24 protein-coding genes, 1 tRNA gene, 1 pseudogene and 1 other annotated feature are annotated in these 22,956 nt (G+C 48.5%); of the genes and pseudogenes, 6 read left to right on the top strand and 20 right to left on the bottom strand.

What is annotated here, in order from left to right:
* Positions 1-90 precede the first annotated feature (90 nt).
* Positions 91-164: transfer RNA gene (locus RHI63_RS00570), tRNA-Pro, on the top strand.
* An 87-nt stretch (positions 165-251) separates the two neighbouring features.
* Positions 252-1,613: a TrkH family potassium uptake protein gene (locus RHI63_RS00575; protein ID WP_315863476.1), complete on the top strand. Its 1,362-nt coding sequence runs from the start codon at positions 252-254 to the stop codon at positions 1,611-1,613.
* Here the strand turns inward: RHI63_RS00575 and RHI63_RS00580 are convergent.
* Both RHI63_RS00580 and RHI63_RS00585 read right to left on the bottom strand, forming a co-directional pair.
* Complete coding sequence (locus RHI63_RS00580) at positions 1,610-2,686, bottom strand: isocitrate/isopropylmalate dehydrogenase family protein (RefSeq protein WP_206200615.1); 1,077 nt, start codon at positions 2,684-2,686, stop codon at positions 1,610-1,612. The genes RHI63_RS00575 and RHI63_RS00580 overlap by 4 nt on opposite strands.
* A gap of 199 nt (positions 2,687-2,885) precedes the next feature.
* Entirely contained in the window at positions 2,886-3,185 is a 300-nt protein-coding gene (locus tag RHI63_RS00585) for a 30S ribosomal protein PSRP-3 (RefSeq protein ID WP_149817201.1), read from the bottom strand.
* Between the two features lie 91 nt (positions 3,186-3,276).
* Here RHI63_RS00585 and RHI63_RS00590 point away from each other — a divergent pair, with 91 nt between their 5' ends.
* A complete protein-coding gene (locus tag RHI63_RS00590; protein WP_206200616.1) occupies positions 3,277-4,074 on the top strand; it encodes a TIGR01548 family HAD-type hydrolase in 798 nt (265 codons plus the stop codon).
* Here the strand turns inward: RHI63_RS00590 and rnhA are convergent.
* From rnhA to secE, 7 genes are all read right to left on the bottom strand, one after another.
* Positions 4,007-4,486, bottom strand: coding sequence for a ribonuclease HI (gene rnhA, locus RHI63_RS00595; RefSeq protein ID WP_206200617.1), 480 nt, complete (start codon positions 4,484-4,486; stop codon positions 4,007-4,009). The two genes, RHI63_RS00590 and rnhA, sit on opposite strands and share 68 nt — an antisense overlap.
* 79 nt (positions 4,487-4,565) lie before the next feature.
* On the bottom strand, positions 4,566-4,964 hold the full coding sequence (rplL, locus tag RHI63_RS00600; RefSeq protein ID WP_149817205.1) for a 50S ribosomal protein L7/L12: 399 nt from the start codon (positions 4,962-4,964) through the stop codon (positions 4,566-4,568).
* Positions 4,965-5,039: 75 nt separating this feature from the next.
* Positions 5,040-5,567, bottom strand: a complete 528-nt coding sequence (gene rplJ, locus RHI63_RS00605) for a 50S ribosomal protein L10 (RefSeq protein ID WP_206200618.1) — start codon at positions 5,565-5,567, stop codon at positions 5,040-5,042.
* A gap of 18 nt (positions 5,568-5,585) precedes the next feature.
* Positions 5,586-5,718 (bottom strand) — a sequence feature (ribosomal protein L10 leader region).
* Positions 5,719-5,750: 32 nt separating this feature from the next.
* The gene (gene rplA / locus RHI63_RS00610) at positions 5,751-6,467 is read right to left on the bottom strand and encodes a 50S ribosomal protein L1 (protein WP_190278287.1); all 717 of its coding nucleotides are present in this window, start codon (positions 6,465-6,467) and stop codon (positions 5,751-5,753) included.
* Between the two features lie 84 nt (positions 6,468-6,551).
* Positions 6,552-6,977, bottom strand: a complete 426-nt coding sequence (rplK, locus tag RHI63_RS00615; protein WP_206200619.1) for a 50S ribosomal protein L11 — start codon at positions 6,975-6,977, stop codon at positions 6,552-6,554.
* Between the two features lie 14 nt (positions 6,978-6,991).
* Positions 6,992-7,675: a transcription termination/antitermination protein NusG gene (gene nusG, locus RHI63_RS00620; RefSeq protein ID WP_149817215.1), complete on the bottom strand. Its 684-nt coding sequence runs from the start codon at positions 7,673-7,675 to the stop codon at positions 6,992-6,994.
* Positions 7,676-7,705: 30 nt separating this feature from the next.
* Positions 7,706-7,921 carry a preprotein translocase subunit SecE gene (secE, locus tag RHI63_RS00625; protein WP_149817217.1) on the bottom strand — a complete coding sequence of 72 codons (216 nt, stop codon included), beginning with the start codon at positions 7,919-7,921 and terminating at the stop codon, positions 7,706-7,708.
* Between the two features lie 95 nt (positions 7,922-8,016).
* Here secE and RHI63_RS00630 point away from each other — a divergent pair, with 95 nt between their 5' ends.
* Positions 8,017-8,898: an alpha/beta hydrolase gene (locus RHI63_RS00630; RefSeq protein ID WP_310743201.1), complete on the top strand. Its 882-nt coding sequence runs from the start codon at positions 8,017-8,019 to the stop codon at positions 8,896-8,898.
* Positions 8,899-8,904: 6 nt separating this feature from the next.
* On the opposite strand, the gene RHI63_RS00635 is transcribed toward RHI63_RS00630, so the two are convergent.
* The gene (locus tag RHI63_RS00635; protein ID WP_310800328.1) at positions 8,905-9,699 is read right to left on the bottom strand and encodes a hypothetical protein; all 795 of its coding nucleotides are present in this window, start codon (positions 9,697-9,699) and stop codon (positions 8,905-8,907) included.
* A gap of 176 nt (positions 9,700-9,875) precedes the next feature.
* On the opposite strand from RHI63_RS00635, the gene RHI63_RS00640 reads away from it, so the two are divergent.
* Entirely contained in the window at positions 9,876-12,884 is a 3,009-nt protein-coding gene (locus RHI63_RS00640; protein WP_310828263.1) for a glycoside hydrolase family 38 C-terminal domain-containing protein, read from the top strand.
* A gap of 157 nt (positions 12,885-13,041) precedes the next feature.
* Here the strand turns inward: RHI63_RS00640 and RHI63_RS00645 are convergent.
* The 7 genes and pseudogenes from RHI63_RS00645 to pseF all read right to left on the bottom strand — a co-directional run.
* Positions 13,042-13,380: pseudogene (locus RHI63_RS00645) on the bottom strand (transposase); the annotation flags it as partial.
* A gap of 7 nt (positions 13,381-13,387) precedes the next feature.
* Positions 13,388-13,840 (bottom strand): hypothetical protein, encoded by a 453-nt coding sequence (locus RHI63_RS00650; protein ID WP_206200624.1) that lies wholly within the window; start codon positions 13,838-13,840, stop codon positions 13,388-13,390.
* 36 nt (positions 13,841-13,876) lie between these two features.
* The gene (locus RHI63_RS00655) at positions 13,877-15,031 is read right to left on the bottom strand and encodes a hypothetical protein (protein ID WP_206200625.1); all 1,155 of its coding nucleotides are present in this window, start codon (positions 15,029-15,031) and stop codon (positions 13,877-13,879) included.
* A 7-nt stretch (positions 15,032-15,038) separates the two neighbouring features.
* Entirely contained in the window at positions 15,039-15,719 is a 681-nt protein-coding gene (locus RHI63_RS00660; RefSeq protein WP_206200626.1) for a bifunctional 2-polyprenyl-6-hydroxyphenol methylase/3-demethylubiquinol 3-O-methyltransferase UbiG, read from the bottom strand.
* 56 nt (positions 15,720-15,775) lie between these two features.
* Positions 15,776-16,831: a pseudaminic acid synthase gene (pseI, locus tag RHI63_RS00665; protein WP_149817230.1), complete on the bottom strand. Its 1,056-nt coding sequence runs from the start codon at positions 16,829-16,831 to the stop codon at positions 15,776-15,778.
* Positions 16,832-16,856: 25 nt separating this feature from the next.
* Positions 16,857-17,948, bottom strand: coding sequence for a UDP-2,4-diacetamido-2,4,6-trideoxy-beta-L-altropyranose hydrolase (gene pseG, locus RHI63_RS00670; protein ID WP_206200627.1), 1,092 nt, complete (start codon positions 17,946-17,948; stop codon positions 16,857-16,859).
* 79 nt (positions 17,949-18,027) lie between these two features.
* Positions 18,028-18,735 carry a pseudaminic acid cytidylyltransferase gene (gene pseF / locus RHI63_RS00675; RefSeq protein WP_206200628.1) on the bottom strand — a complete coding sequence of 236 codons (708 nt, stop codon included), beginning with the start codon at positions 18,733-18,735 and terminating at the stop codon, positions 18,028-18,030.
* 151 nt (positions 18,736-18,886) lie between these two features.
* Here pseF and RHI63_RS00680 point away from each other — a divergent pair, with 151 nt between their 5' ends.
* Complete coding sequence (locus tag RHI63_RS00680) at positions 18,887-19,846, top strand: histone deacetylase (protein WP_310744684.1); 960 nt, start codon at positions 18,887-18,889, stop codon at positions 19,844-19,846.
* On the opposite strand, the gene RHI63_RS00685 is transcribed toward RHI63_RS00680, so the two are convergent.
* From RHI63_RS00685 to RHI63_RS00695, 3 genes are all read right to left on the bottom strand, one after another.
* The gene (locus tag RHI63_RS00685) at positions 19,776-21,047 is read right to left on the bottom strand and encodes a glycosyltransferase family 4 protein (protein ID WP_310744685.1); all 1,272 of its coding nucleotides are present in this window, start codon (positions 21,045-21,047) and stop codon (positions 19,776-19,778) included. The two genes, RHI63_RS00680 and RHI63_RS00685, sit on opposite strands and share 71 nt — an antisense overlap.
* Complete coding sequence (locus RHI63_RS00690) at positions 21,044-21,874, bottom strand: class I SAM-dependent methyltransferase (protein WP_310744686.1); 831 nt, start codon at positions 21,872-21,874, stop codon at positions 21,044-21,046. Before RHI63_RS00690 ends, RHI63_RS00685 begins: the two co-directional genes overlap by 4 nt.
* Positions 21,875-21,993: 119 nt before the next feature.
* Positions 21,994-22,950 carry a glycosyltransferase family 2 protein gene (locus RHI63_RS00695; protein WP_310821704.1) on the bottom strand — a complete coding sequence of 319 codons (957 nt, stop codon included), beginning with the start codon at positions 22,948-22,950 and terminating at the stop codon, positions 21,994-21,996.
* Positions 22,951-22,956 lie beyond the last annotated feature (6 nt).

The following is a 22,956-nucleotide window of genomic DNA, read 5'->3' on the forward strand; positions in this document are numbered from 1 at the left end:
ACCTTAACAAAATGAAAAACTCCTTTCTTGATTCTAAGCGTCCCTGTCCGATTGTGCTGAGAATTCGGTGGTAGGATAGAAATTAACTGCCGGGATGTAGCGCAGCTTGGTAGCGCATCTGCTTTGGGAGCAGAGGGTCGCAGGTTCAAATCCTGTCATCCCGATTCGGAACCGTAAACCTAGAACGATTGTTGCCCATACAATCCTGCGGTAGATTAGCCTCAGGCCTTTTGGATACGTATTCATTGATGCTGACGGTTCCACGGACAATTTGCCTTGGATTTTTGGCGGTGATTACGCTGGGGACGCTGCTGTTGTGGCTGCCTTGGTCCACTAGTCATGGGGAATGGAACCCCTTTATCGTTGCGCTATTTACCGCAACATCGGCCGTTTGTGTGACCGGCCACATTATTGTCGATACGGGAACCCACTTTTCTCCCTTTGGTCAACTGGTGATTCTGCTGTTGATCCAGGTGGGTGGTCTGGGGTACATGACGGCGACCACCTTTTTGATTATTTTGCTGGGACGCAAGTTTAACCTGCGGCAGAAGATAGCGGTACAGCAAGCCTTGGATCGGCGGGGCATGCAGGGGGCACGGCAATTGGTGCGCTCGATTTTGGGTCTCACGTTTCTCTTTGAACTGACGGGTGCCTTGTTGCTGTGGCTGATTTTTCGCCAAGACGTTAGTGATCCACAGGCACTGTGGCTGGCGGTGTTTCACAGTATCAGTGCTTGGAATAATGCCGGGTTTAGTCTGTTTAGTGACAGCTTGATGGGGTATCAAACCTCTGTGCCCCTGAATTTCGTGATTTCACTGCTGATTATTTTTGGCGGCATTGGCTATGAGGTGATCTTTGAATTTTATCTTTGGCTGCGGGAGCATCTGCGCCACTGGGGTAAACCCGCCTATCTAATCCGCAAGGCGAGCCAGATGACGTTTAGCCTCAATTTCAAAATTGTGACGAGTACAACGGCGATTCTCCTCATCTTGGGAACGGCGATGCTGTTTGCGACGGAGATGCGATCGCCAGAACGATTTGGTCTTTTTTCCTTTGATCAGAAGCTCCTCTTGGCCTGGTTTCAGTCGGTGACAGCGCGGACGGCGGGCTTTAATACCGTCAACATTGGTGAATTCAATAATGGCGGGCTATTTATTATGATTGCCCTGATGTTTATTGGTGGTAGCCCCGGTGGCACGGCAGGGGGCATTAAAACAACCACGTTGCGGATTTTGGCAGGGATTACCAAGTCAGCTCTGCAAGGGAAAGAGGTGGTGCTGCTCTACCGCCGTCAGGTGCCCCCCTCGCTGATCATGAAAGCGGTCGCTGTTGCCTTTGGCTCAATGTTTACGGTGCTGGTTTCCACTACCCTCATCGCGATCGCTGACCCCGAAGAGAATTTCATTAACATTCTCTTTGAAACCGTTTCCGCCTTTGCCACCGTTGGTCTCTCCACCGGTATTACCAGTGGGCTAACCGCCTTTTCCAAGTTGGTCTTGATTGTAACGATGTATGCCGGACGGGTGGGTATCCTGCTGCTGATGGCGGCAATTATCGGTGACCCCCAGCCTTCTAGTGTCCAATATCCTGAGGAAAACCTGCTGGTGGGTTAGGGGGCGGCGTACTCGGCAATGGCGGCAGCCATCTCTTGGGTACCCACGGGTTCTTTGCCCGCTGCAGCCAAATCATAGGTGACAAAGCGCCCCTCAGCAATGACTTTTTCCACAGCTGCCTGAAGACGCCGTGCCGCTTCCATTTCACCCAAGTGTTGCAACATCAACACACCAGAGAGAATCAATGCCGTAGGATTGGCTTTATTTTGGCCGGCATATTTAGGTGCTGAACCATGAATCGCCTCAAAAACGGCATATTCATCGCCAATATTGGCGCCGGGAGCCACCCCAAGGCCACCAATCATGCCTGCACAAAGGTCAGAAAGAATATCGCCGTAGAGGTTGGGCATCACCATCACATCATAGAGTTCAGGCTTCTGCATCAACTGCATGCACATGTTATCGACGATGCGATCCTCAAATTCAATTTCCGGATAGCGGCGGGCAATCTCACGGGCGCGCTCTAGGAAGAGGCCATCGGTAAATTTCATGATGTTGGCCTTGTGAACGGCGGTCACTTTCTGGCGATGGTTGGCCTTGGCATATTTGAAGGCAAACTCAATGATGCGATCGCTCCCCAGCACAGAAATCGGCTTGACACCAATGGCAGCATCCTCACGGATCGGCTTACCCGCTAGATCACTCAAAAAGGCACGGGCTTTGGCCGCCTCGGGACTGGTGTATTCAAACTCAATCCCGGCGTAGAGGTCTTCGGTATTCTCGCGAACAATGACAAGGTCAATGTTTTGAAAATAGCTTTTCACCCCAACAATGGATTTAGCCGGCCGTAGGTTCGCATAGAGATTGAGCCGCTTGCGGATCTCGACATTCACAGAACGAAAGCCGGTACCCACGGGGGTGGTAATCGGCCCTTTGATGGCAGTTTTCGTGCTTTTGATGGCATCGAGAACGTGTTCGGGCAAGGGGGTACCATAGCGTTCCATCATGTCCACGCCGGCATCCACCACCACCCAATCAATTTTGACGCCCGTAGCATCAATGGCCGTGCGAGTGGCAGCGGCAACCTCAGGACCAATACCGTCGCCGCGAATTAAGGTAACAGCGTGGGACACGAGTTCTCTCTCCCTATGCAGAACTGAAAGACAAAGGTATTAGGAGGGTATGATGCCGCTAAATGAGCTTCACCGTACGTAGCGTGTGAAACAAAATTGTCGCCAAGGCGATCGCGCCTGCAACAATGACAAAGTACAAAACAATTCCCATCATGTTTCTCCTCAACAGGTAGTGATTTACCTCGGAATTCAGAATACCCTAGGCTGTGCCTACAAAACTAACATCACTAAAGCGCTTTTGTGCCTCGCTGACGGGACGATTTTTGCCTTCCTCTTGCCAGTAGTTAATGATTTCGGTGGCACGGTTGAGGAGTTCAATCCGCTCGGCTTCCGTAATCCAAGATTTCTTCTCTAACTCCGCCTTCAGGAGTTCCCAAGCATCGGTGCGCGGCCAAAAGAAGTAGGAGGTGAGGGGGCTTGTCCCTTTGCCAACAATTTGATCGACAGCGATCGCCACGTCTTTTTCTAACCAAAGTACTCTCAGGGTAAAGCGGGACAATTCTAACCTCCTAAAACTCGTTTTTCACAAAAAGCCATCCTTTATAATAACCAATCAGGCCAACTGCATACAAGTTTCTGGAGAGCTGCCGTTGAGTACCCCCTACGCCTGTGTCTTTTTTGATATTGATGGGGTGATTCGCGATGTCAGTCGTTCCTATCGCCGTGCCCTAGCGGATACCGTCGAGCATTTTACGGGGGGTGCCTATCGTCCCAGTCAAAAGGAAATTGACAACCTCAAGGCGGAAGGCTGCTGGAATAACGACTGGGAAGGGTCGCGTGAACTCATTTATCGCTACTTTGAACGCCAAGGGAAACCCCGCTGCCAAGTGCCCTTGGACTATGAACGCCTAGTGATCTTTTTTGAGGAGCGCTATAGTGGCGAAAATTGGTGCGGCTATATTCAAGATGAGCCACTGCTGGTGGATGTTGCCTATTTTCAGGCTCTTGATCAGGCACAAATCCGCTGGGGGTTTGTCAGTGGTGCGACGCGGGACTCGGCAGAATATGTTCTGAAACACCGCTTGGGTCTCGATCAGCCCCTTTTGATCGCCATGGAAGATGCCCCCGGCAAACCCGACCCCACAGGACTCCGCATGGCCTACCGTCAGGCCGCGGCTCAGGAAACCATTCCTGCCTTTTATGTGGGGGATACAGTGGCGGATATGCAGACCGTTGTCAATGCCCGCAAAGAACAAGCAACAACGCCGTGGATTGCCTTAGGGGTGATTCCTCCCCATGTCAAGCCCGAAGATCGGCAACGCTATGGCGATCGCTTGCGCTCAGCGGGAGCCAGTGCAGTTTTTGAACACACGCGCGACATTACCCCAGCGATGGTGGCAGCGTTCTTAGGGCAATTGGCTGCCCACGACTCAAACTGCGGGCAATAAGATCACAGCGTTCATTGCCGACATCGCCACTATGGCCACGCACATGGTGCCACTGGACTAAGGGATCATTGAGGGCATCTAACTCCTGCCACAGGTCTTGGTTGAGAACAGGCTTTTTGGCGGCTGTTTTCCAGCCCCGCCGTTTCCAGTTGTGGATCCACTCCGTAATTCCCTTGAGGACATATTCGCTGTCGGTGTAAAGGGCGATCGCGCTCCCCGGAGCCAGTTGGCGCCATGCCTTGAGGGCTTCAATGGCCGCCTGCAATTCCATGCGATTATTTGTGGTCGCGGGGTGATGTCCCCCCCGTTCCTGCACAGAGCCGTCGGCAAAGTAAATGACCACGCCCCAGCCCCCCGGTCCCGGATTGCCTTCGCAGGCACCATCGGTATAAATGGCACGAATCTCGGTCATGAGTCTCTATGCCCTCCAAAGGTTGCAAATAAAAAAGGGTGGCCACAAGACCACCCCCGAAACAAATGGATACCAAAGACTACTTGATGCTGACTTTGGCGCCGGCTTCCTCGAGTTCTTTCTTAGCGGCTTCGGCGTCTTCTTTGGTGGCACCTTCTTTCACGGGTTTGGGCGTGGATTCCACCACTTCCTTAGCTTCCTTGAGACCCAAGCCGGTCAAAGAGCGCACCACTTTGAGCACGGCAATCTTCTTGTCGGCGGGGACTTCTTCGAGAATGACATCGAAGGCGGTTTTCTCTTCGACTTCTTCTGCGGGAGCAGCAGCCCCACCACCCACAGGAGCGGCGACCATCATGCCACCGACCGGCGCAGCGGCACTGACACCAAAGGCCTCTTCAATTTGCTTGACCAGCTCAGCGGCTTCCAGCAGGGTCAAGGATTTCAACTTTTCGAGAATTTCATCGGTTGCAGCAGACATTGTCAACTCCTATCGTTTCAAGGTTGGAAAACAAGAACAGGTGGCTTCCCAAGGGAAACCGAAAACAGGATCGATCTATGCCGCACCTTTGTCGGCGATCGCCTGGGTTGCCCGCGCCAAGGAAGCAGGAACCTCCTTGATGCCAATGGCAATCTTCGCTGTGACGGCATTGAGGGCACCAGCAATCTGCGCCATGAGTTGTTCTTTTGAGGGCAGATCACCAATGGTCTTCACTTGCGCTTCATCAAGGGCCCGTCCCTCCATGACCCCACCGCGTAGGGTGGTTTTTTTCGTGGCCTTTTGGAATTCTTGGTAGGCCTTGATCGTGCCGCCAATGTCATCCTTGACCAAGAGGAACGCCGAAGGTCCCTTAAGGAATTGGGTCATGGGTTGCCAAGTGTCACTTTCTTTAACCGCCAATTCCATCAGCGTATTTTTAGTGACCTTGCAACTGGCATTACACTTGCGCAAGCGTTGCCGCAAATCCTTCATCTCAGCATCGGTGAGACCTTGGTAGTCAATCACCAGTGCCATTTGTGACTCGCTCAGGCGTTCCTTTAGCTCCGCCACAATTTCTTTTTTGTTTGCTAGCGTGCGTCCCACGCGCATCACCTCCTGTAGTCAGTGAAAGAAAAACCCCAGCAGTGGTGCCGGGGCGATCGCCCAATCCCAACGGATGGACTTCGCAAACCTCGGCAGGAAGATTATGTCTGAGCCAGACCCCTGCGGTCTTCGGTTTCAGTCTTGAGTTGTCCTGTCCAGTATTGGGCAATAGGCAAGTCCTCCTTAGGCGGCTTCGGCCAGTTTTAGCTCCCGCAGGGCGTTGATGTCCACTTGAATGCTCGGCCCCATGGTGGCGGCCACATAGACACTGCGCCAGTAGCGACCCTTGGCACCACTCGGGCGGTTGCGGTCAATACTCTCTTGTAGTGCCTTGAGGTTAACGAGCAAGTCTTCGGCGCTGAAGCTAGCTTTGCCAAAGAGCACATGGACAATCCCAGTGCGATCGGCGCGGAATTCCACTTTCCCCGCCTTGAACTCTTGAATCGCTTGGGGCAAGTCAAAGGTCACCGTACCGGCTTTGGGCGATGGCATGAGCCCCCGCGGACCCAAAATCCGACCCACTTTGGCCACTTGGGGCATCATATCGGGGGTGGCAATGAGGAGATCAAAGTCCATCCGCCCCTTTTGAATTTCGTCAATGAGTTCCTCTGAACCCACAACATCGGCACCGGCGGCACTGGCTTCAGTCACTTTTTCACCCCGGGCAATGACCGCGACGCGAATCGTTTGACCGGTGCCTTTGGGGAGCGCCACAGTGGTTCGCAATTGTTGGTCGGTATATTTGGGATCAATGCCCAAGCGGATGTGGGCTTCTGCCGATTCAGGAAATTTGGCTGTGGCCGTTTCCTTCAGCAGTTGCAAGGCCTCGAGGGGAGCGTAGGGACGATCCTCCACCTTGGCATAGAGTTCGCGCAGTCGTCGCGAGAGTTTACGCATCAGAATTTACCTCCACGGGGTACTAACGAAACGCAGTTTCTCCCCCAACACAACAACGGACTCAACAGGAACACACGAAGGAAAGCTTTAGTCGGCAATGGTCACGCCCATATTGCGAGCGGTGCCTTCGATAATCCGCATGGCCGCTTCAATATCGTTGGCGTTGAGATCTGGCATTTTCTTCTCAGCAATTTCCCGCAGTTGGGCACGGGTGATCCTGCCCACTTTTTTCTTGTTGGGTTCGCCGGAGCCTTTTTCAATGCCCGCAGCTTTTTGAATCAGCACGGAAGCGGGCGGCGTTTTCAGAACAAAGGTGAAACTGCGATCTTCATAGACCGAAATTTCAACGGGAACCACCATCCCCACTTGATCGGCGGTGCGAGCATTGTACTCTTTGCAGAACATCATGATGTTCACACCGTGCTGACCAAGGGCCGGACCAATGGGGGGAGCAGGGTTGGCTTTACCCGCTTGAATGGCAAGTTTAATAACTGCGACGACCTTTTTCGCCATAGTGAGTTAGCGTCCTAATCTACTTTTTCCACTTGAGTCACTTCGAGTTCGACCGGCGTTTCGCGGCCAAAAATCGAGAGTAATGCTTTCAGTTTGCTGCGCTCAGCACTGACTTCAATCACCTCTCCTTCAAAGTCCTTAAAGGGACCATTGAGAACTTTGATCTTATCACCACTATTGAGATCAATGCGGTGAACCGGTTCTTGTTCTTGGGCTTTGCGGAAGATGCGATCCACTTCGGCCGGACTCAGGGGCATGGGCTTGACGTGACCGCGGCCGCGGCCTGTACTGCGGCGTTGCTCGGCACCCACAAAGTTAATCACATTGGGGGTGTTTTTAATCACCTGCCAAGCTTCATCATCAATTTGCCATTCACCCGTTTCGGGGGACTGCTGTGCCCGCACTTGGACAAGAACATAACCGGGAAAAACTTTTTCCTCAATGGTTTGCCGCGAGCCATCTTTTTTGATTTTGATGACGGGGGTTTGGGGAATTTCAATGCGAAAGATGCGATCGGCCACATCCAGCGTATGGAGCCGCTGCTCGATGGTGCTTTTCACTTTTTTTTCGCAGCCAGAGGCCACCTGCACGGCATACCAAAACCGTTTGACCTTACCCGCTTGATCCCCTTCGGCCACTTCAACGGTGTCGTCAAGAGGATCGTTCAGATCAGAATGATCAGTAAATTCACTCACCATAGGCGCGTACTCGTAGGAATCTTTGGCTGTCTAGAAAATCAGTGTGGCCAGCCAACGAAAGAGTTCATCCACTAGGTAGATGACCGCAGCCGAAAGGGAAACGATGAGAATGACTGCCGCAGATTCGCCAATCAGACGCTGGCGATCGGGCCACACCACTTTGCTGAGTTCTTCCTTGGTTTCGCGGAAAAACTCGGTTAGATTAAAGCCACTAGTGGGCTTTTCGCCTTCGGTACTCTTGGTCACGGCGGCACTCCTTAGGGCGGGGGCAGCCCGTTGCTACCCGTTTAATTCAGCGCGATTTATTATCATAGCAGGTTTCTTCTTTTTAGGAAATCCCGATGTTTGATTGCTTGCGATCGCGCACCCTCACGACGGCTATGGGTGAGGTGGCCTACGTTACCAATGATCTCGGCAATGTTAACCCTGCTCGGCCGCCTTTATTTTTTTGGCATGGCTTTGGCGGTGGCTCGAGCCGCTATGAATGGTCGGTAGTTTACCCGGCCTTTTCAGCCGAGTATCCCCTTTTTGCTTTGGATTTGCCCGGTTGGGGCGCCTCTGAGCATCGCGATCAACCCTATACGGTGGCGGCTTATGTGGATCATTTGCTAGAGTGCCTTGGTCAATTGACGGCAGAACCAGCGGTGGTGATCACGTCGTCACTGACGGCAGCCTTTGCCATCCAAGGGGCGATCGCCCATCCCCAACGCTTCCGTGGCCTGATTCTCACCTGCCCAACGGGGTTGAGTGATTTTGGTCAAGATTACCGCCAGACCCCCCTTGCCCAGATTGCCCGCCAGCCCTATGTGGATATCGCCTTTTATCGCCTCGGCGTGGCCAATTCCCTGAGTGTGCAGTCCTTTATGGCCAATCAACAGTTTGCCCGACCTAGCCGCATCAGCCCGGAAATGATTGCCACCTATACCCAAGTAGCGCAGTCGGCGGGGGCAGAATTTGCCGCGTTGGCCTTTGTGCGGGGTGATCTCTGCTGCGACCTCAGTCGCTTCTTGCCCCATTTGACGGTGCCGACCTACATCGTTTGGGGAGAGCAGGCAAAACTCCCTCCTGTGGCCGTGGGTCAACGCTTGGCACAGTTAAACCCCGACGCGATTCGTGCCTTTGATGTGATGCCAGAGGTGGGACTAACGCCGCAGTTGGAGTGCCCTGCGGTGATGATTGGCTGGATTGATCGCTACCTTGGCCAGTTGCTGGCCTCCCCTTGAGGTGATCTAACGCTGGGCATTGGCAGTGGCGGGTAGGGTTGTGCCATAGACACGGGGGCGATCGCCCTGGGCCAATTGGGTGCTGCCTTGAGTATCCACTGCCCAAATTGTGGCTTTGGGGTTCCCCATGGTTTGGGTTTGAAAGAGTACCCGTTGCGGATCCGTTGTGCTCCAGCCCAAAAGGGTGGCAAAGTCGTATTCATCAGCGGTGGGATAAACCGTGGCCACATGACCCACCCCCGCCTGCCAAATCCATGCGCCATCGCTAATTAAATCAGTAGCAAACAAGCCGCCAAGCTGGCGCACCAAGAGACGATTGCCCGTTTCTGACCAGCCAACTGGAACTAGTACTGCAATCAGACCTTGGCCTTGGGGCACCTCTGCCAAAAACTCAGGCGGCATTTCCTTGAGGCTTTCAATGCGCTGCTGACTGCCGCTCTGGCGATCGCGAATTTCAAGAACGCTCACCAGTTGTTGCCGTTGCGCCTCGGGATCAGCCGTGAAGTAGAGGGTGGCCTGTGCCACATAGCGGCCATCGGGAGAGAGATATTGGGGCGTCTGCTGAGTCAAGCGGAGAGATTTCTTAGCCTTTAGAGCAGCGGCGTGGCCGTCGTCAATCCATTTCCAAGGGAGGGGGAAAGGACTCTGAAGCGGATCTGTGACTACTGTTTCTACGGGTTGATCGGGGGCTGAGGGTCGCTGGGCTTGGGCAGGCGTTACTGGGGCGATCGCAAGGGCTGTCAGTACCCCACAGATTGAGGAGATGAAAAAGCCCCGCCACGGCGCAAATCGGGTTACCATGAGGTCACTCCTCTGAAATAAAGTTTGCTTATTTTATTGACAGTTTGGTTAAACGAGTGACGACGGCTCCTCACACCTCTAGCATAGCAATTGGCCTAGGCCGATCGCAGGAAAATTAACGAAGTTTTATGCTCTTGACAGAATTAGTCAAAAAATCTTGTGGCTATTTGCAATCATTGGCAGTCATTGAGATTCATTCCCAGTGGTTTCCCCTCAGTTCCCCCTCGCTCAAAGATGCGGGGACGAGCCCCTATGCAGTGAATGCTAAAGGGCATTTGGCGTGGCCCAAGGGTCGGCACTCCCTCTGGTTGGGGCAGCGAATCACGGTACCCGCGACGGTTCAAGGCTATAGTGTGGCGGGTTTAACTCTACGCCTTGATCTCACGTGGTGGGCGGATCGGGCAACGGTGTATGTCAATGGTCAGGTGGTGCATCAGGGGGATTTATTTGATCATTCGGTGAGTCTGTGCCTAGGGGAGGCGGTGACCCCCGGCCAAGCGTGGGAGGTGGTGTTGCATCTTGTGAGTCCCGGCCACGATGACGGTGCTTTGGTGAGATCAGGCCTGCGGTTTGAATCGCCAACGGGAGTGGATCCCGACTTTATTGCCACTGAGTTGGACATTTTGGCGATCTTTGGTGAAACCCTCAACCTGCAACCCCTTGAACCCCTGCTGAAGGACGTTTTAGAAAGTCATGGACAGCGCCCCATCTTAGATCCGTTACTGGCGGAGATCCACGAGAAAATGCAGGCGATCGCCACCCCCTTGCGGGACTTCACCATGCACCTGTGTGGCCATGCCCATCTGGACTTGGCGTGGCTCTGGCCGATCGCTGAAACGTGGCAAGTGGCACAGTCCACTTTTCGATCTGTATTACAGCTGAAGGAACGCTATCCCGAACTCACCTTTACCCACTCCACTCCCGCCCTCTATGCCTATTTGCAGATCCATGCCCCAGAACTTTTTGGGCGGATTCAGGAAGCCGTGGCAGCGGGTTGGTGGGATGTAGCGGCAGGCCTTTGGGTCGAACCGGAACTCAATCTCATTCATGCTGAGTCCATTGCCCGTCAGATTCTCTATGGTCAGCGGTACGTGCAGGAGGCCTTTGGTGGCATTAGCCCCATTGCTTGGTTGCCCGATACCTTTGGCTTTCCGGAACGGCTCCCCAGTTTCTTGGCTCAGGGGGGCATTCGCTACTTTGTCACTCAAAAATTGCGCTGGAATGACACCACGCGCTTTCCCCACGGTTGGTTTGTCTGGCGGGATGTGGCGGGGGCGGCGGTGAATGCCCTGATGTCAGCACCCATTGGCGAGGGGATTGCTCCTGTGAAAATGGCTGCCTATGCCCAAGAGTGGTGGCAACAAACGGGAGCGCGGCGCAGTCTCTGGCTCCCCGGTGTCGGCGATCATGGCGGTGGACCAACGGCAGACATGTTAGAACGGGTGCGACGCTGGCAACACCTCGGTGGTATTGGGCCGCAGTGGCAATGGACAACCGTGCAGCAGTATCTGGAACAATTAACCCAAGAAACACCCCCTACAACCGCTTGGCAAGGGGAACTCTACTTGGAATTCCATCGCGGCTGCTACACCAGCCATGGCGATCAAAAGGCTGCCCACGATTGCGCCCAACGCCAACTGCAAGAGGCGGAACGCTGGTGTGCCCTCGCGGCAATCACAACTTCTTTTCCCTACCCCAAAGAAGAACTCAAAGCCTGTTGGCAACAACTTCTCTTTAACCAGTTCCACGACATTCTCCCCGGCTCCTCGATTCCAGAGGTTTATGCTGAGGTGGCGCCAACGTGGCAGCAACTCCTGACCACGACAGAGACAGTCCTAAGGGAAGCACAAACAGCGCTGTGCCAGTCCATTGACGGCGGTGAACCGCCGGTGACAGAGGCAATTCCCGTTGTGATTTTCAATGGATTGGTGGGCGATCGCGCCGGGGTTGTCCACATTGACTTGGCGCAGCTACCGCAGGAGGTTCCCTCTTGGCGGGTTTATTGTCCACGGGGCGACTACGATTTACCAGCGCAGTTGAATGCTCCCCAAGGTTGCTTGACGTTTCGTACCCCTGAGGTGACGGGAATTGGCTACACGCTGCTGTGGCTCTGCCCGCGATCGCGCCCTGATACGTTACCAACCCCACCCTTGGGCTATGTCTTAGAAAATAACTATCTCCACGTTGAAATTGATCCGGCAACAGGGGAAATCACTAACCTGTATGACAAGTTGAATCATCGTCCCTGCTTGGGCGATCGCGGTAATCAACTGCAATTTTTCCGTGATCAGGGGCAATACTGGGATGCTTGGAACATTGACCCCAACTATGGGCAGCATCGACTGCCGGGGGCGACCCTAGAGGCTATTGAATGGGTGACGTGGCATCAACTGGAGCAGCGACTACGGGTCAGATGGCGCTTTCAGTCCTCGCAGATTCAGCAGGAGTATGTGTTGCAGTATCAAACCCCATGGCTGCGCATTGATACGGTGATTGACTGGCAGGAGGAACATATTCTCCTCAAGGCGGCTTTTCCCTTGGCAATCAGTGCTGAGCAGATCACCTGTGAAACTCCCGGCGGCGTTACGCTGCGCCCGACCCTTCCCAATCCCCACCTCAGCGCCCATGAGCAAACAAAATGGGAGGTGCCCTTTTTAACGTGGGTGGATCTGAGTACCCCAGAGTATGGGGTGAGTCTTTTCAGCGACTGCAAACATGGCCTTGATGCCCAAGCGAATCAACTGCGATTGACCCTGTTGCGATCGCCCACTTGGCCAGATCCGACGAGCGATCGCTGTCAGCACCGCTTTAGCTATGGTGTGTTTCCCCACAGTGACTCGTGGCAAGTGGGCGGTGTCCCGCAGCAGGCGGCTCAGTTTAATCAACCTCTGAGGGGAGAAATTGCCCCCGCCAACCCATCAGGATCATTACCGCCCCACGCTCAGCTTCTCCATTGGTCGGATGCCCGCATTCAATGCCTTGCCCTCAAACAACCAGAGGATGGACAGGGTTGGCAATTGCGAGTAGCAGAAGTGGCTGGGGAAGGGGGCACCTTGGAACTGCACTCAACGCTAATCCCATGGCAGATCAAAGCACCGCAAACACTCTTGGAGACGCCCACAGAGAATACCAACACAGTGACCCTCAGCCCATGGCAAATTCAAACCTTCCGACTACACCCTTGACCTACAATTGCGCCTTGAGGATTCTTGGCGATTCTCAGACAAATCTCCCTCACTCAAGCAGGGCAGCTTGTTGACATTACAGCACATCAATCGTCGGGAAAGCTGTTGAAACATGACTCAAGTCTAAACTATAGCTATTCCAATAAAGAATGAGATATCATCCAGCACAATACTTGCGAATCACCTCATCAATCGAACTGTTTGACCCTGCATACATCCGCGCTCGCTTCAGCGCACTAAAGTCGTGCTCAATCACATTCAAATCAGGAGAGTATTTCGGTAAAAATAACACCTCGTGACCCGCCGCTTTGACCGCTTCCTGAATCACCCCTTTTGGATGAATCGGTACATTATCCATCATCAACAGCGAACGTTTCTCTAACGCCGGCAAACAGTACTGACTCAGCCAGTTCACAAACCCTACCGCATTCAAATATCCGCAAAACAGCATTGGGGCGATGAAGTCTTTCTGGTGTCTATACCCTCCTGCTACTAATACCAATTCAATTTGAAGATAGGGTTAATAAAGGCTGTGTAATGAATGACCAGCCCGTCAAAAAACGAATCACTCCCGCCATCAGTTGTGACACGACAGCTTGCAGCTTTTGATGCAGGGCTTCCAGCGTCTCGAAGGACTGCCGTGCTAATGCTGCTCGCAGATGTTGCCACAACCGCTCAATGGGATTGACCTCGGGGGCAAACACAGGCACAACATTGCGCACAGTGCGATGCACCGTCGGGTAGGCGACCTCAAGCTGATGCTCCTGTCGCAGCCACTGCACAATGGCCTTGTAACTGTCAAACCCGCTGGGGTCTTGTAGGCGTTCCTGCAACTGTGCCATCACTGCTGGGGGGATGATGCGGGCGGCGCCGGGGAGCGTCTTGACTGCCAATAACTGCTTAGGAGGCAACCCATACCTAGGGCGAATCGAACGAATACACTCTGGCGTAATCACTTCCCCTGCCGCCTCTTTAATAGCTTGTTTTACCCACTACCTGTGGTCTCTTTCAAGGTCTAGAGTGGTGCAATGCAAACCACCTAGCATTGTGTAGCAATGACGCATTCTGACAGGAATAACAGTAAACCTTTTGGTTTCGAGGGCTTTAATTAGGGGGAGTTGCTGGTCATGAACCAAGACTGTATCAGGAGCGATGGAAAACACATTCAATCCTGCCCAAGGAGAACTCATGGTATTTAAATGAGAAATAACACCCATGGATAATAATTCTTCATATATAGGAAGGCGCACCTCATTATGAAAGGAGACTTCAGTTTCAGGCACGGGTACAACCTCTGTAAAGTATATTTTTTCCCACTTACTAAATACTTCAGGACATGTAGACTCTTTTACTCTGAAACCATTTAAGAGAACCACTCCTTCACAAAGAGGTAGTATAGTTGAATCTAAGTGAGAGGATCGATAGGTATACGTCAGATGAACTTTATACTCATTACCTAACACATCAGCAAGCCATTTGGCTCCTTTATGATTTCCAGTCGAAGAAACTAAGTATAAGATATCTTTTCCGAGTCTAATTATGTTAGCAGCATCAAAAATAATTTCATCCTCAGACAGGCGGTGAAATGTTTCATTTATTCCACCGCTTAGCTGCTGGTGTACTTGATCTTCCACGCTTTCTAGATCAGTTAAAGGACGTTGCAATAGCTGACGATATCCCCCTCTTAACTTTGGTGGTGGTGCAAATATCCATCTAAATCCTTCATCAAAACAATACTTGTAGAGTAGGTCTTGAAAGGCATAAAACTCAAATAATCTAAATCTAGATGATGGAGCACTGACAATTAAAGTATTTCCAAAAACAATGTGAATGTCTCTAACATTATATATATCAAAACCAGATGCCGACCAATTCGGAGTGCTAAAGGTGTGGTATTCTTCATGCCATGAAGGACGTAAAACCAGAGCTCCAGCTTCTCGTAGAATACTACACAATACCTCTAAATCTTCAGCTACTTCATCTAAATACCATTGGGGGTAGGCTTTACGGGCAATAGTTTCAGCCTTTGTCAAAAGCTCAAATGATCTTGAACCATCTATAACTTCTAATCCCGGAGAGAAATTTTCAACTGTGCCAACGACGACTGTCCTAAGTTTATCCCATTCATTATTAGATTTTATTTTCATTGCTAATTCACTCCTTTACACCAAAGAAAGTATATCTCAACTCGCTCCCTTCTTCACGAAAGGAGTAGTCATAGTAATCTAGATACACAGGCCTAAACAAGGAAAATTTCTTCGCCATTTCTTCTTTATCTCTCACAAAATTAAGGTAAAGATCATAGTCTAAACGGTCAGTCTTAAATTGGACATGCCACAAACCGTCCCCAACATAAGTTGCGTGATTTCTATAGTAGTGCGCCCATCCATTCATAGAAGCATAAATTTTGGAACCAACTTTCATATTGTTATAAAGACACTTAATTGCTAAATCAAAATCTGTATTCGACAAAAAGTCTAAGGTCTGAATCGATATAACTATATCAAAGTTACCTCCAAAGAAAATTTGCTCTGGATTAGGTTTAGGATCAATAACAGCAAAGTGGGAAGCAATATGTGGCATTCTGCTACGAGCAACGGCAATATCGTTAGCCGCAATATCAACTCCGAAACAATCAAATCCTAAATTATCGAAAAAGGCCAAGGCAGCACCTTGTCCACAACCAAAATCTAGTAAACGTTCATGTCCTGAGCCGTCAATACCGTAGTCAAACTTCAGGATTCTGCCATAAAACCTAAAAATAAAGCTCTCTACGTTTGGAGCGTTGTAAGTTCCTGACCAATAACGAGCATTTGTTTGAAGATAGTCGTTCATCGATATTTCCTCTTGAGAATTATTTATGCTCTTAAGATTTAAACAGTTGGCTGAAGTTAGTCAATTATATCCCAAGATAGAGGAGTGCCTGCTTCCATCGTAACTTTGGCTTTTCTTCCGATTACTTGGTCGTAGAACTCAGGTAGTAATCCCCCTGAAGGTCGTATAATACGGACGTTTTCATGCGTAAATGTTTCTCCGCTTTTAATAGATTTCACAACATAGATCGAGGGACGTTCTTTCAGTGAAGTTTTTTCTGATGATAACGGCTCATAACAGACTTTGCCTAAACTTTCCCAAACCATCTCCGTACCTAGTCGAAGCTGGTGCAATTCTGCGGGCTCAATTGAAAAACTTGAGTCCACTCCTCTTTCAGAACGGGATAAAGTAAAGTGCTTTTCAATCATCACTGCTCCATGAGCAACGGCAGCAAACGCAGCATAAGGACTCAAAGTGTGATCAGATAATCCTACATAACAATTATAGCGACTTCTCAGGTCTGGTATTGTTAAGATGTTAGCATCTTTTTCAGTTGAAGGATAGGCACTAGTGCATTTTAGTAGAATAAAGTTTTCACAGCCTCTTTTTCTGATTGTTTCTACAGCTTTTTGTATTTCATCTAATGTTGCCATGCCAATAGAAAGGAGCAATGGTTTACCGCAACAGGATGCTTCTGACAGTAGAGGGATGTGAATAAGCTCAAATGATGCAATTTTTATAGCATCGACTCCGATAGATAGGAGAAATTCTAATGAAGAAATATCGAATATAGTACTGATGCAAGCCAAACCTTTATTGCGAGCAAATTTAAATAACTCCTCCTGCCATTCCCAAGGCATGTAAGCCTCAGAGTATAAATCCCAGAGATACTTACCAAACCATGGACTCTCAGAATCATCTATAAGAAACTCATGACGTTTGCTATCAATAGTTAAAGTATCAGGTGTAAAAGTTTGTAACTTTATAGCATCTGCACCATTTTTAGCCGCAGCATCGACAATAGCAAATGCTCTATCTATATTACCATGATGATTACCAGACATTTCGGCAATAATTAAGGGACGATAACTTTGTCCAATAATTTTAGAACCGATTGAAATAGATGTGTTCATACTATTACTTCAAATTTTTATGGATTTACTTGCTCATGATTAACTGTAGCATATGGCTTACTCGGCTAGCCCCTAGATGATCGCATACCGGATTGTGGTTGATCTTAAAACCTGAATAATTTTTTATAGCCTTTAACAAGAAGTCACATATAATATGAGAAGTTACCTTATTGTAATGACCCAAGTAGTTAATAAGGTTTTGTTTAAGTAAGCACATAACAGAGAGAATTTGATTTTCAGCTGTTGTTGTAATTAAACAAATTTTTTGCATAAATAAACCTTCTATCATAGAGTTGCCTCCCGAAGTTAAAAAAATATCAGCATTCTTAAGCAGACTTGCTAAGCTCTCGGGAGCATAATGAATTTTTACTTCATCTAAGTCCTTACTGATTTTTTTAATTGTTTTTAGCTGTGAATTGAAACAACCAACTACTACATCAGTACTAACTTCTTGTTTAAAGCTAGGATGACTTTTCATTAGTAACTTTATTGATTTTAGCACTTTAATTGTCTCTCCTGTAGGATCACTTCCACCATAGGAAATCAGAATTTTCTTTCTATTATCTTGTACAGTACAGTCTTGATCACTATTCTTTACAGCAATAAAATGTGAATCAATTAGTGCATATCTTAAGCCTACTAATTGATGACAATTAGTTGATTTCTTTAGCAGATTTTTATCAAAAGGAATATCAATATCACTCAATACTATATCTGCATAGTGTTCTTTATTACGAAAATCATCAATCACAAGTATTTTGTATCCAGATTCAGCAACTCGTTGTTCCCACGAAATCCCCAAATTATAGCTATCTAGTACTACCCAATCAATTGACAAGTTTCTAATTGCTATTAATGTACATTCAGCATCAAGTAATTCTTTATTAAAGTTATTAGCAAATATATTACTTTTGGCCAGATTCCTATAAATGTTTCTCATACAAATATGATGAAAACCCTGTAAAAGATCGTGGCTAATTGACGAAAGAGAAACAATGTAGACACAAAAGCCATCTTCAAATAACTGTTTTGCTAAGGTTAAACAACGTCGTAAGTGTCCTAGGCCGATCTCTGAATTAGCCTCTACCCTAATCGCAATATTACCTAACCTTCGCATATAAATAATGTTTCCTGAACAATGGTATTAGTTCTGTTTTTCAAACAGCCTAGATAAGAAAAGCCCCAGTAGAAAACGACTACCATGAATCCTGCACCACTTCGGTAGAGTACAGTACTTTATACAGAAGTTCGGCACGCTGCCAATCCTCAAGGGTATCGACATCCACAACCCGCCACTGGGGAATGACAAGACCAATACCTTGCTGATGAATACTGATGTCTGCAAGCCATGCTTCAGTTTTGCCCCAGTAGAACTGACCTGCATCATAATAAGCAGGCTCTAAATCCTGAGTACGTTCTTGCTCATACTCTGGATAAAAAGGCTCCATCTGACCAGATGGATGTCGTCGTAAAGCTCGCTGTATGGGAGAAGGAAAGATCGTCACGGGAAAAACATAGGGAGCATTAGAACTCAGTAGCATGTTTAAGGCAGCTTTGAGATCATCAGCCTGTAGCAAAGGAACAGCGGGGTAAATACAGCACACTAGTTCAGGATGATAACCCTGCTCTTGCAATACTTGAATACCATGAGCAATGACTTGTGTGGTGCCTGCATAGTCATCAGCTAGGGAAGCTGGCCGCACAAAAGGAACCTCTGCACCCCATTGAGAAGCAATAATAGCAATCTCTGGGTCTTCAGTAGAAACAACGATGCGATCAAATAAGCAGGAGTCTTGAGCGATCGCGATCGCGTAAGCAATCATCGGCTTTCCACAGAAGTTACGGATGTTTTTGCGAGGAATTCGCTTGCTTCCTCCCCGCGCAGGAATAATCGCGACTTTCATTATGTTAGGGTTGCGGTATAGTTTGTCAGTAGTTTACTGGTTCTCTTTATGAGTCATCCTGCGCTCTACAATACCGATTTTTATGCGTGAACGCAAGAGCAGTGTCAAGCTCTTGTCAATAAGGCATGGGCAGATCTGGATGGATTAAATTATGTTTTCCCCTGTCTTTATCTATAGCGATCGCTTCCTCGAACACCGCTGCCGCCAGTTTCACTTTGAGCGACCCGAACGGTTAGTGGCCATCCGTCAGCACTTAGAGGCAGCATTTCCAGCAGCAGAATGGCGTGAACCTACACCTGTCGGAGAAGGATTAACTCCTTGGTTGGAAAAGGTACATAGTCGGGTGTATTTAGACCAATTAACGCGGATTGCAGCACAAGGGGGCGGCTGGCTAGATCCCGATACCTACCTCAATGACCAGAGCGATCGCGTGGCGCGGTTAGCAGTACAGGCGTGGCTCGATGGGGTAGATTTAGCTGTACAGCGGCAGCAACCGATTTTTGTTTTGGCACGCCCCCCCGGCCACCATGCGTTGCGGGAGCGGGGAATGGGCTTTTGCCTACTAGCGAATGCAGCCATTGCTGCCCACTATGCCCTCAGTCTGCCAAGGATAAGACGAGTCGCAATTCTCGATTGGGATGTCCACCACGGCAATGGTACCCAAGCACTGGTTCAAGATCATCCTCAGATTGCCTATTGTTCACTTCATGAGTTTCCTGCCTATCCCTATACAGGAGAGGGGAGCGATCGCGGGCACCACAACAATGTCCTCAACTTACCCATGCCCACAGGCTCCACTGGAGCGGCCTATCGCACTGCTTTTCAAGATCAAGTCATGCCCTTTTTGCAGCAATTTGGCGCAGATGTGCTCATCATCAGTGCGGGCTACGATGCCCACCGCGATGATCCCCTTTCTAGCATTGAATTACAGGAGGCAGACTATGGCTGGATGATGCACCAGTGCTTGCAGATCACTCACTGTATTGTCATTGGCTTGGAGGGAGGGTACAACCTTAATGCCTTGGGGCGATCGCTGGTTGCTACTGTACAGGCGACGGTTGTTGACGATGCCGCTCGAGAACTTCCTCATAAAGCGCAAGATACTGCTTAGCCACCACAGGATAGGCAAATTTTCTCATCGCATCAGCACGGGCTTGCGCACATAGTTGAGCATGACGCTGAGAATCCGCTAACACCCAGTGAATACCATTCGCAAGATCAGTTGTATCAAAAGGTTGAGCCAAGTACCCTGTTTGTTGATGAGTAATAATATCGGGTAATCCGCCAATACGAAAGGCAACTACTGGCGTTCCACAGGCCTGCGCTTCAATAGCGGTATTGGGAAGATTATCCTGCCGAGAGGGCACAATCATCACATCTGCTGCGCTGTACAGCTTACAAAGATACTCTTCATTATCAATATGACCCGTGTATTGAACTGGAAACTTCAAATCTAGTTTCTTACGAGGCTCAGATTCGCCAAAAACAACTATTTGAAACTGTTGACCTCTATTTTTTAGATAACCCAAGGCTTCTTCGAGTAAGTCAAACCCTTTGCGCACATCTCGGCCACCCCCCATTGCACCAAACAGAACAATTGGCACTTCTGTTGGTAGGCCTAGGTTTTGGCGTGTTTGTTTTTTATGATAGGGGTACCACTGCTCAGTATTAATTGGATTAGGAATTACGCTAACAGGCCAATGATACATCAGTGCACTTTGTCGAACACAGTCTGCTAACCAGTGACTTGGTGCAACGATATGTATGGGCTGTTGCCAATATTTTCGCTTACGCTCCCAAGTCCAGCGATTGAGATCAAATCCCCTTTCATAGGCAGGTCGATTATGGGGATAGTAGCCCTCTTTCCAGCGCAAGTCATCTGTGTAGTGCTCCGCACCACAAAATGCCCACATATCATGCAATGTCCAAACAAGTGGCTGCGTTAACTTGGCAACTTCCTCAATACTTAACAGATTCGCTGCGATCCAGTGGAGATGGATAATATCAGGTAGCAGTGATTCGAGAAATGCCGTGGAATAGCAGGAAAATAGATTAGGGCTATGAAGAATTTTATTCTCTGTTCTAAAACCAGATAGCTTAATAAAAATTTTGGACAAACCATTAAGGAAACTATATTTAATCGATCCAAGTGGATTCTTATCAGAAAAGATGTAAGTCTCTTTCATTTGAGAGGAAGCAACAACCATCGAGGTATTACAGTTGATATCTCGCAGAGATTGACAAATTCTTAAAGCAGCTTTTGCAGCGCCACCTGTATCCGCGTACGTATTTAAGTGAAGCGCTTTCATCATGCCTTTTTAGTTAAGACAGCTAGTAAAGTATGTCCTGGAAGCATTTTACTTATTCCTAACTTCAAGAGAAGACTTATTGGACTTAGAGTAACATAGTTTGCAAGTAATCGGCATCCTAAATTGGGTAGTCTCAGTTTAGTTTTAAGAAAACTTCGACAATAGCCAACAACAAATCCTTCCACATGATAACTTTGTAGAGGCTCTTCTAATAGGTTAGTAACCTCTAGGGGCAGAATGTTAGGTAAGTAATTAAAAACACTTTTACACCAGTGAGACATATGATGAGGAGGCTGATCAAGGAGGTTTTCATAGCTTGGATCAATTTTACGTAAGACTTCAGAATTAGGTACAGAGAGAATTAATTTGCCGTTTGGCTGCAAAATATTGATTAATTTAGTTAGAAATGAGATAGGGTCGGGGATATGTTCAATCACCTGAAAAGCACAAATAGCGTCATACTTTTGATCTGGATATTGGTTTAGAAATTCATCGATTGAGACTGGGTAAATTATGAAACCTAGTTTCTGGGCATTTTGAATTGCTTCAGGATTAATTTCCATTCCTTCAATATCAACACCATTTCGGCGTGCCAGTTGTAAAAAGCCTGCACCACCAATACCTACTTCAAGAACTTTTGATGATGGTTGAATATAGTCTAGAGCAGCATGGAACTCCCACTTATCAGACATATAGTACCATGGAAATTTTTGTAGTTGCTGATAAAGAGAACCATCACCAGCGGCTTCAGCAGGAGTGTACCATTCAAAATCAGTCTCTGGACACTTCCAATGGTAGATTGTTTCAATCCTAGTAAGCTGATTAGACACGTCAATACCGAATACCTTCCTCCATTGATCACAGACTTTCTTGACAGGTAATTTCCTAAGATGTACAGTATTCGATTGGCCTGTTAGAGGTGAATTGGGAATTGACAGATTCATAAAATTTAGATTTTGCTCAAACGTTTACTCAAACTTTGGAATTTTTTTACAACCCTGCTAGGTAGATTAAATAAAGCATTAGGAAAACGCATATACTTACCACCAAATTGCTCATTAAAGGTATACTTATCTGCTTCTACATCAACAGCCACTTCACTTGGATGTTGAATCTCTCCTATTGGAAAAACGGGCAAGTTTGCATGAATATGACTTGCAGTCTTTGTATGAGTTGCATCAGAACCAAAACCAATATTACTTACAAGATTAACATTGGGTGTTGCCGTTAACCCGCCATGATACCAGACACAGGCCGTCCATTGATAGTCCCATGTATTAATCTCACTTGAATACACTCGATTAAAAATCTTACGCCAGTATCCCTCCTCAACAGAGTTAAAGTGAAGATTTTGCCACGCTGATGATTTGCTCCACGCCGGCCAAAATGAGATGTCTACGTCGTATTTAGACCATGCCCGTTTCCACGTACCCCAACCCCAGCAGTGATTATATTTAGAGAAATAATAGCTGGCTTTTCCACGCCACTGCCCATCCTGAAAGTTGTTTCCCGTGATAACCCAAACCCGTTCGTCTTGTTCGTAGTATTCAAGCAATTCATCACAAAACCTAAAAAAGTCAGGATGGGGCAAACAGTCATCTTCTAGAATAATCCCCTTTTCTTCGTGCTCAAAAAACCAAGTAATAGCACTACTGACCGCTACCTTGCATCCTAGGTTCTTCTCTCTAAAAAGAGTTTTAACTTCACAAGGCCAATCTACTTGGGTTGCAATTCTTCTCACCTCAGCAACTTTTTCTGCTTCCCCTTCTCGATCTGCCCTAGGTCCATCAGCAGCCACATAGAGCCTTGGTGGCCGAACCTGACGAATCGCCTCAAAAACTCGTTGTGTCGTATGAGGACGATTGAAAATGAGAAAAAGAACTCCTTTACCTAGCTGATATTTCATAACGAA

This window comes from Thermosynechococcus sp. GLH187 (genome assembly GCF_031583395.1).
Classification (GTDB): Bacteria; Cyanobacteriota; Cyanobacteriia; order Thermosynechococcales; family Thermosynechococcaceae; genus Thermosynechococcus.

Coding starts and splice junctions, on each gene's coding strand:
- rnhA (WP_206200617.1), bottom strand. CDS start 4,486: ATGACCGAGATTCGTGCCATTTATACCGATGGTGCCTGCGAAGGCAAT.
- rplL (WP_149817205.1), bottom strand. CDS start 4,964: ATGTCTGCTGCAACCGATGAAATTCTCGAAAAGTTGAAATCCTTGACC.
- rplK (WP_206200619.1), bottom strand. CDS start 6,977: ATGGCGAAAAAGGTCGTCGCAGTTATTAAACTTGCCATTCAAGCGGGT.
- nusG (WP_149817215.1), bottom strand. CDS start 7,675: ATGGTGAGTGAATTTACTGATCATTCTGATCTGAACGATCCTCTTGAC.
- RHI63_RS00630 (WP_310743201.1), top strand. CDS start 8,017: ATGTTTGATTGCTTGCGATCGCGCACCCTCACGACGGCTATGGGTGAG.
- RHI63_RS00635 (WP_310800328.1), bottom strand. CDS start 9,699: ATGGTAACCCGATTTGCGCCGTGGCGGGGCTTTTTCATCTCCTCAATC.
- RHI63_RS00655 (WP_206200625.1), bottom strand. CDS start 15,031: ATGAAAATAAAATCTAATAATGAATGGGATAAACTTAGGACAGTCGTC.
- RHI63_RS00660 (WP_206200626.1), bottom strand. CDS start 15,719: ATGAACGACTATCTTCAAACAAATGCTCGTTATTGGTCAGGAACTTAC.
- pseI (WP_149817230.1), bottom strand. CDS start 16,831: ATGAACACATCTATTTCAATCGGTTCTAAAATTATTGGACAAAGTTAT.
- pseG (WP_206200627.1), bottom strand. CDS start 17,948: ATGCGAAGGTTAGGTAATATTGCGATTAGGGTAGAGGCTAATTCAGAG.
- pseF (WP_206200628.1), bottom strand. CDS start 18,735: ATGAAAGTCGCGATTATTCCTGCGCGGGGAGGAAGCAAGCGAATTCCT.
- RHI63_RS00680 (WP_310744684.1), top strand. CDS start 18,887: ATGTTTTCCCCTGTCTTTATCTATAGCGATCGCTTCCTCGAACACCGC.
- RHI63_RS00685 (WP_310744685.1), bottom strand. CDS start 21,047: ATGATGAAAGCGCTTCACTTAAATACGTACGCGGATACAGGTGGCGCT.
- RHI63_RS00695 (WP_310821704.1), bottom strand. CDS start 22,950: ATGAAATATCAGCTAGGTAAAGGAGTTCTTTTTCTCATTTTCAATCGT.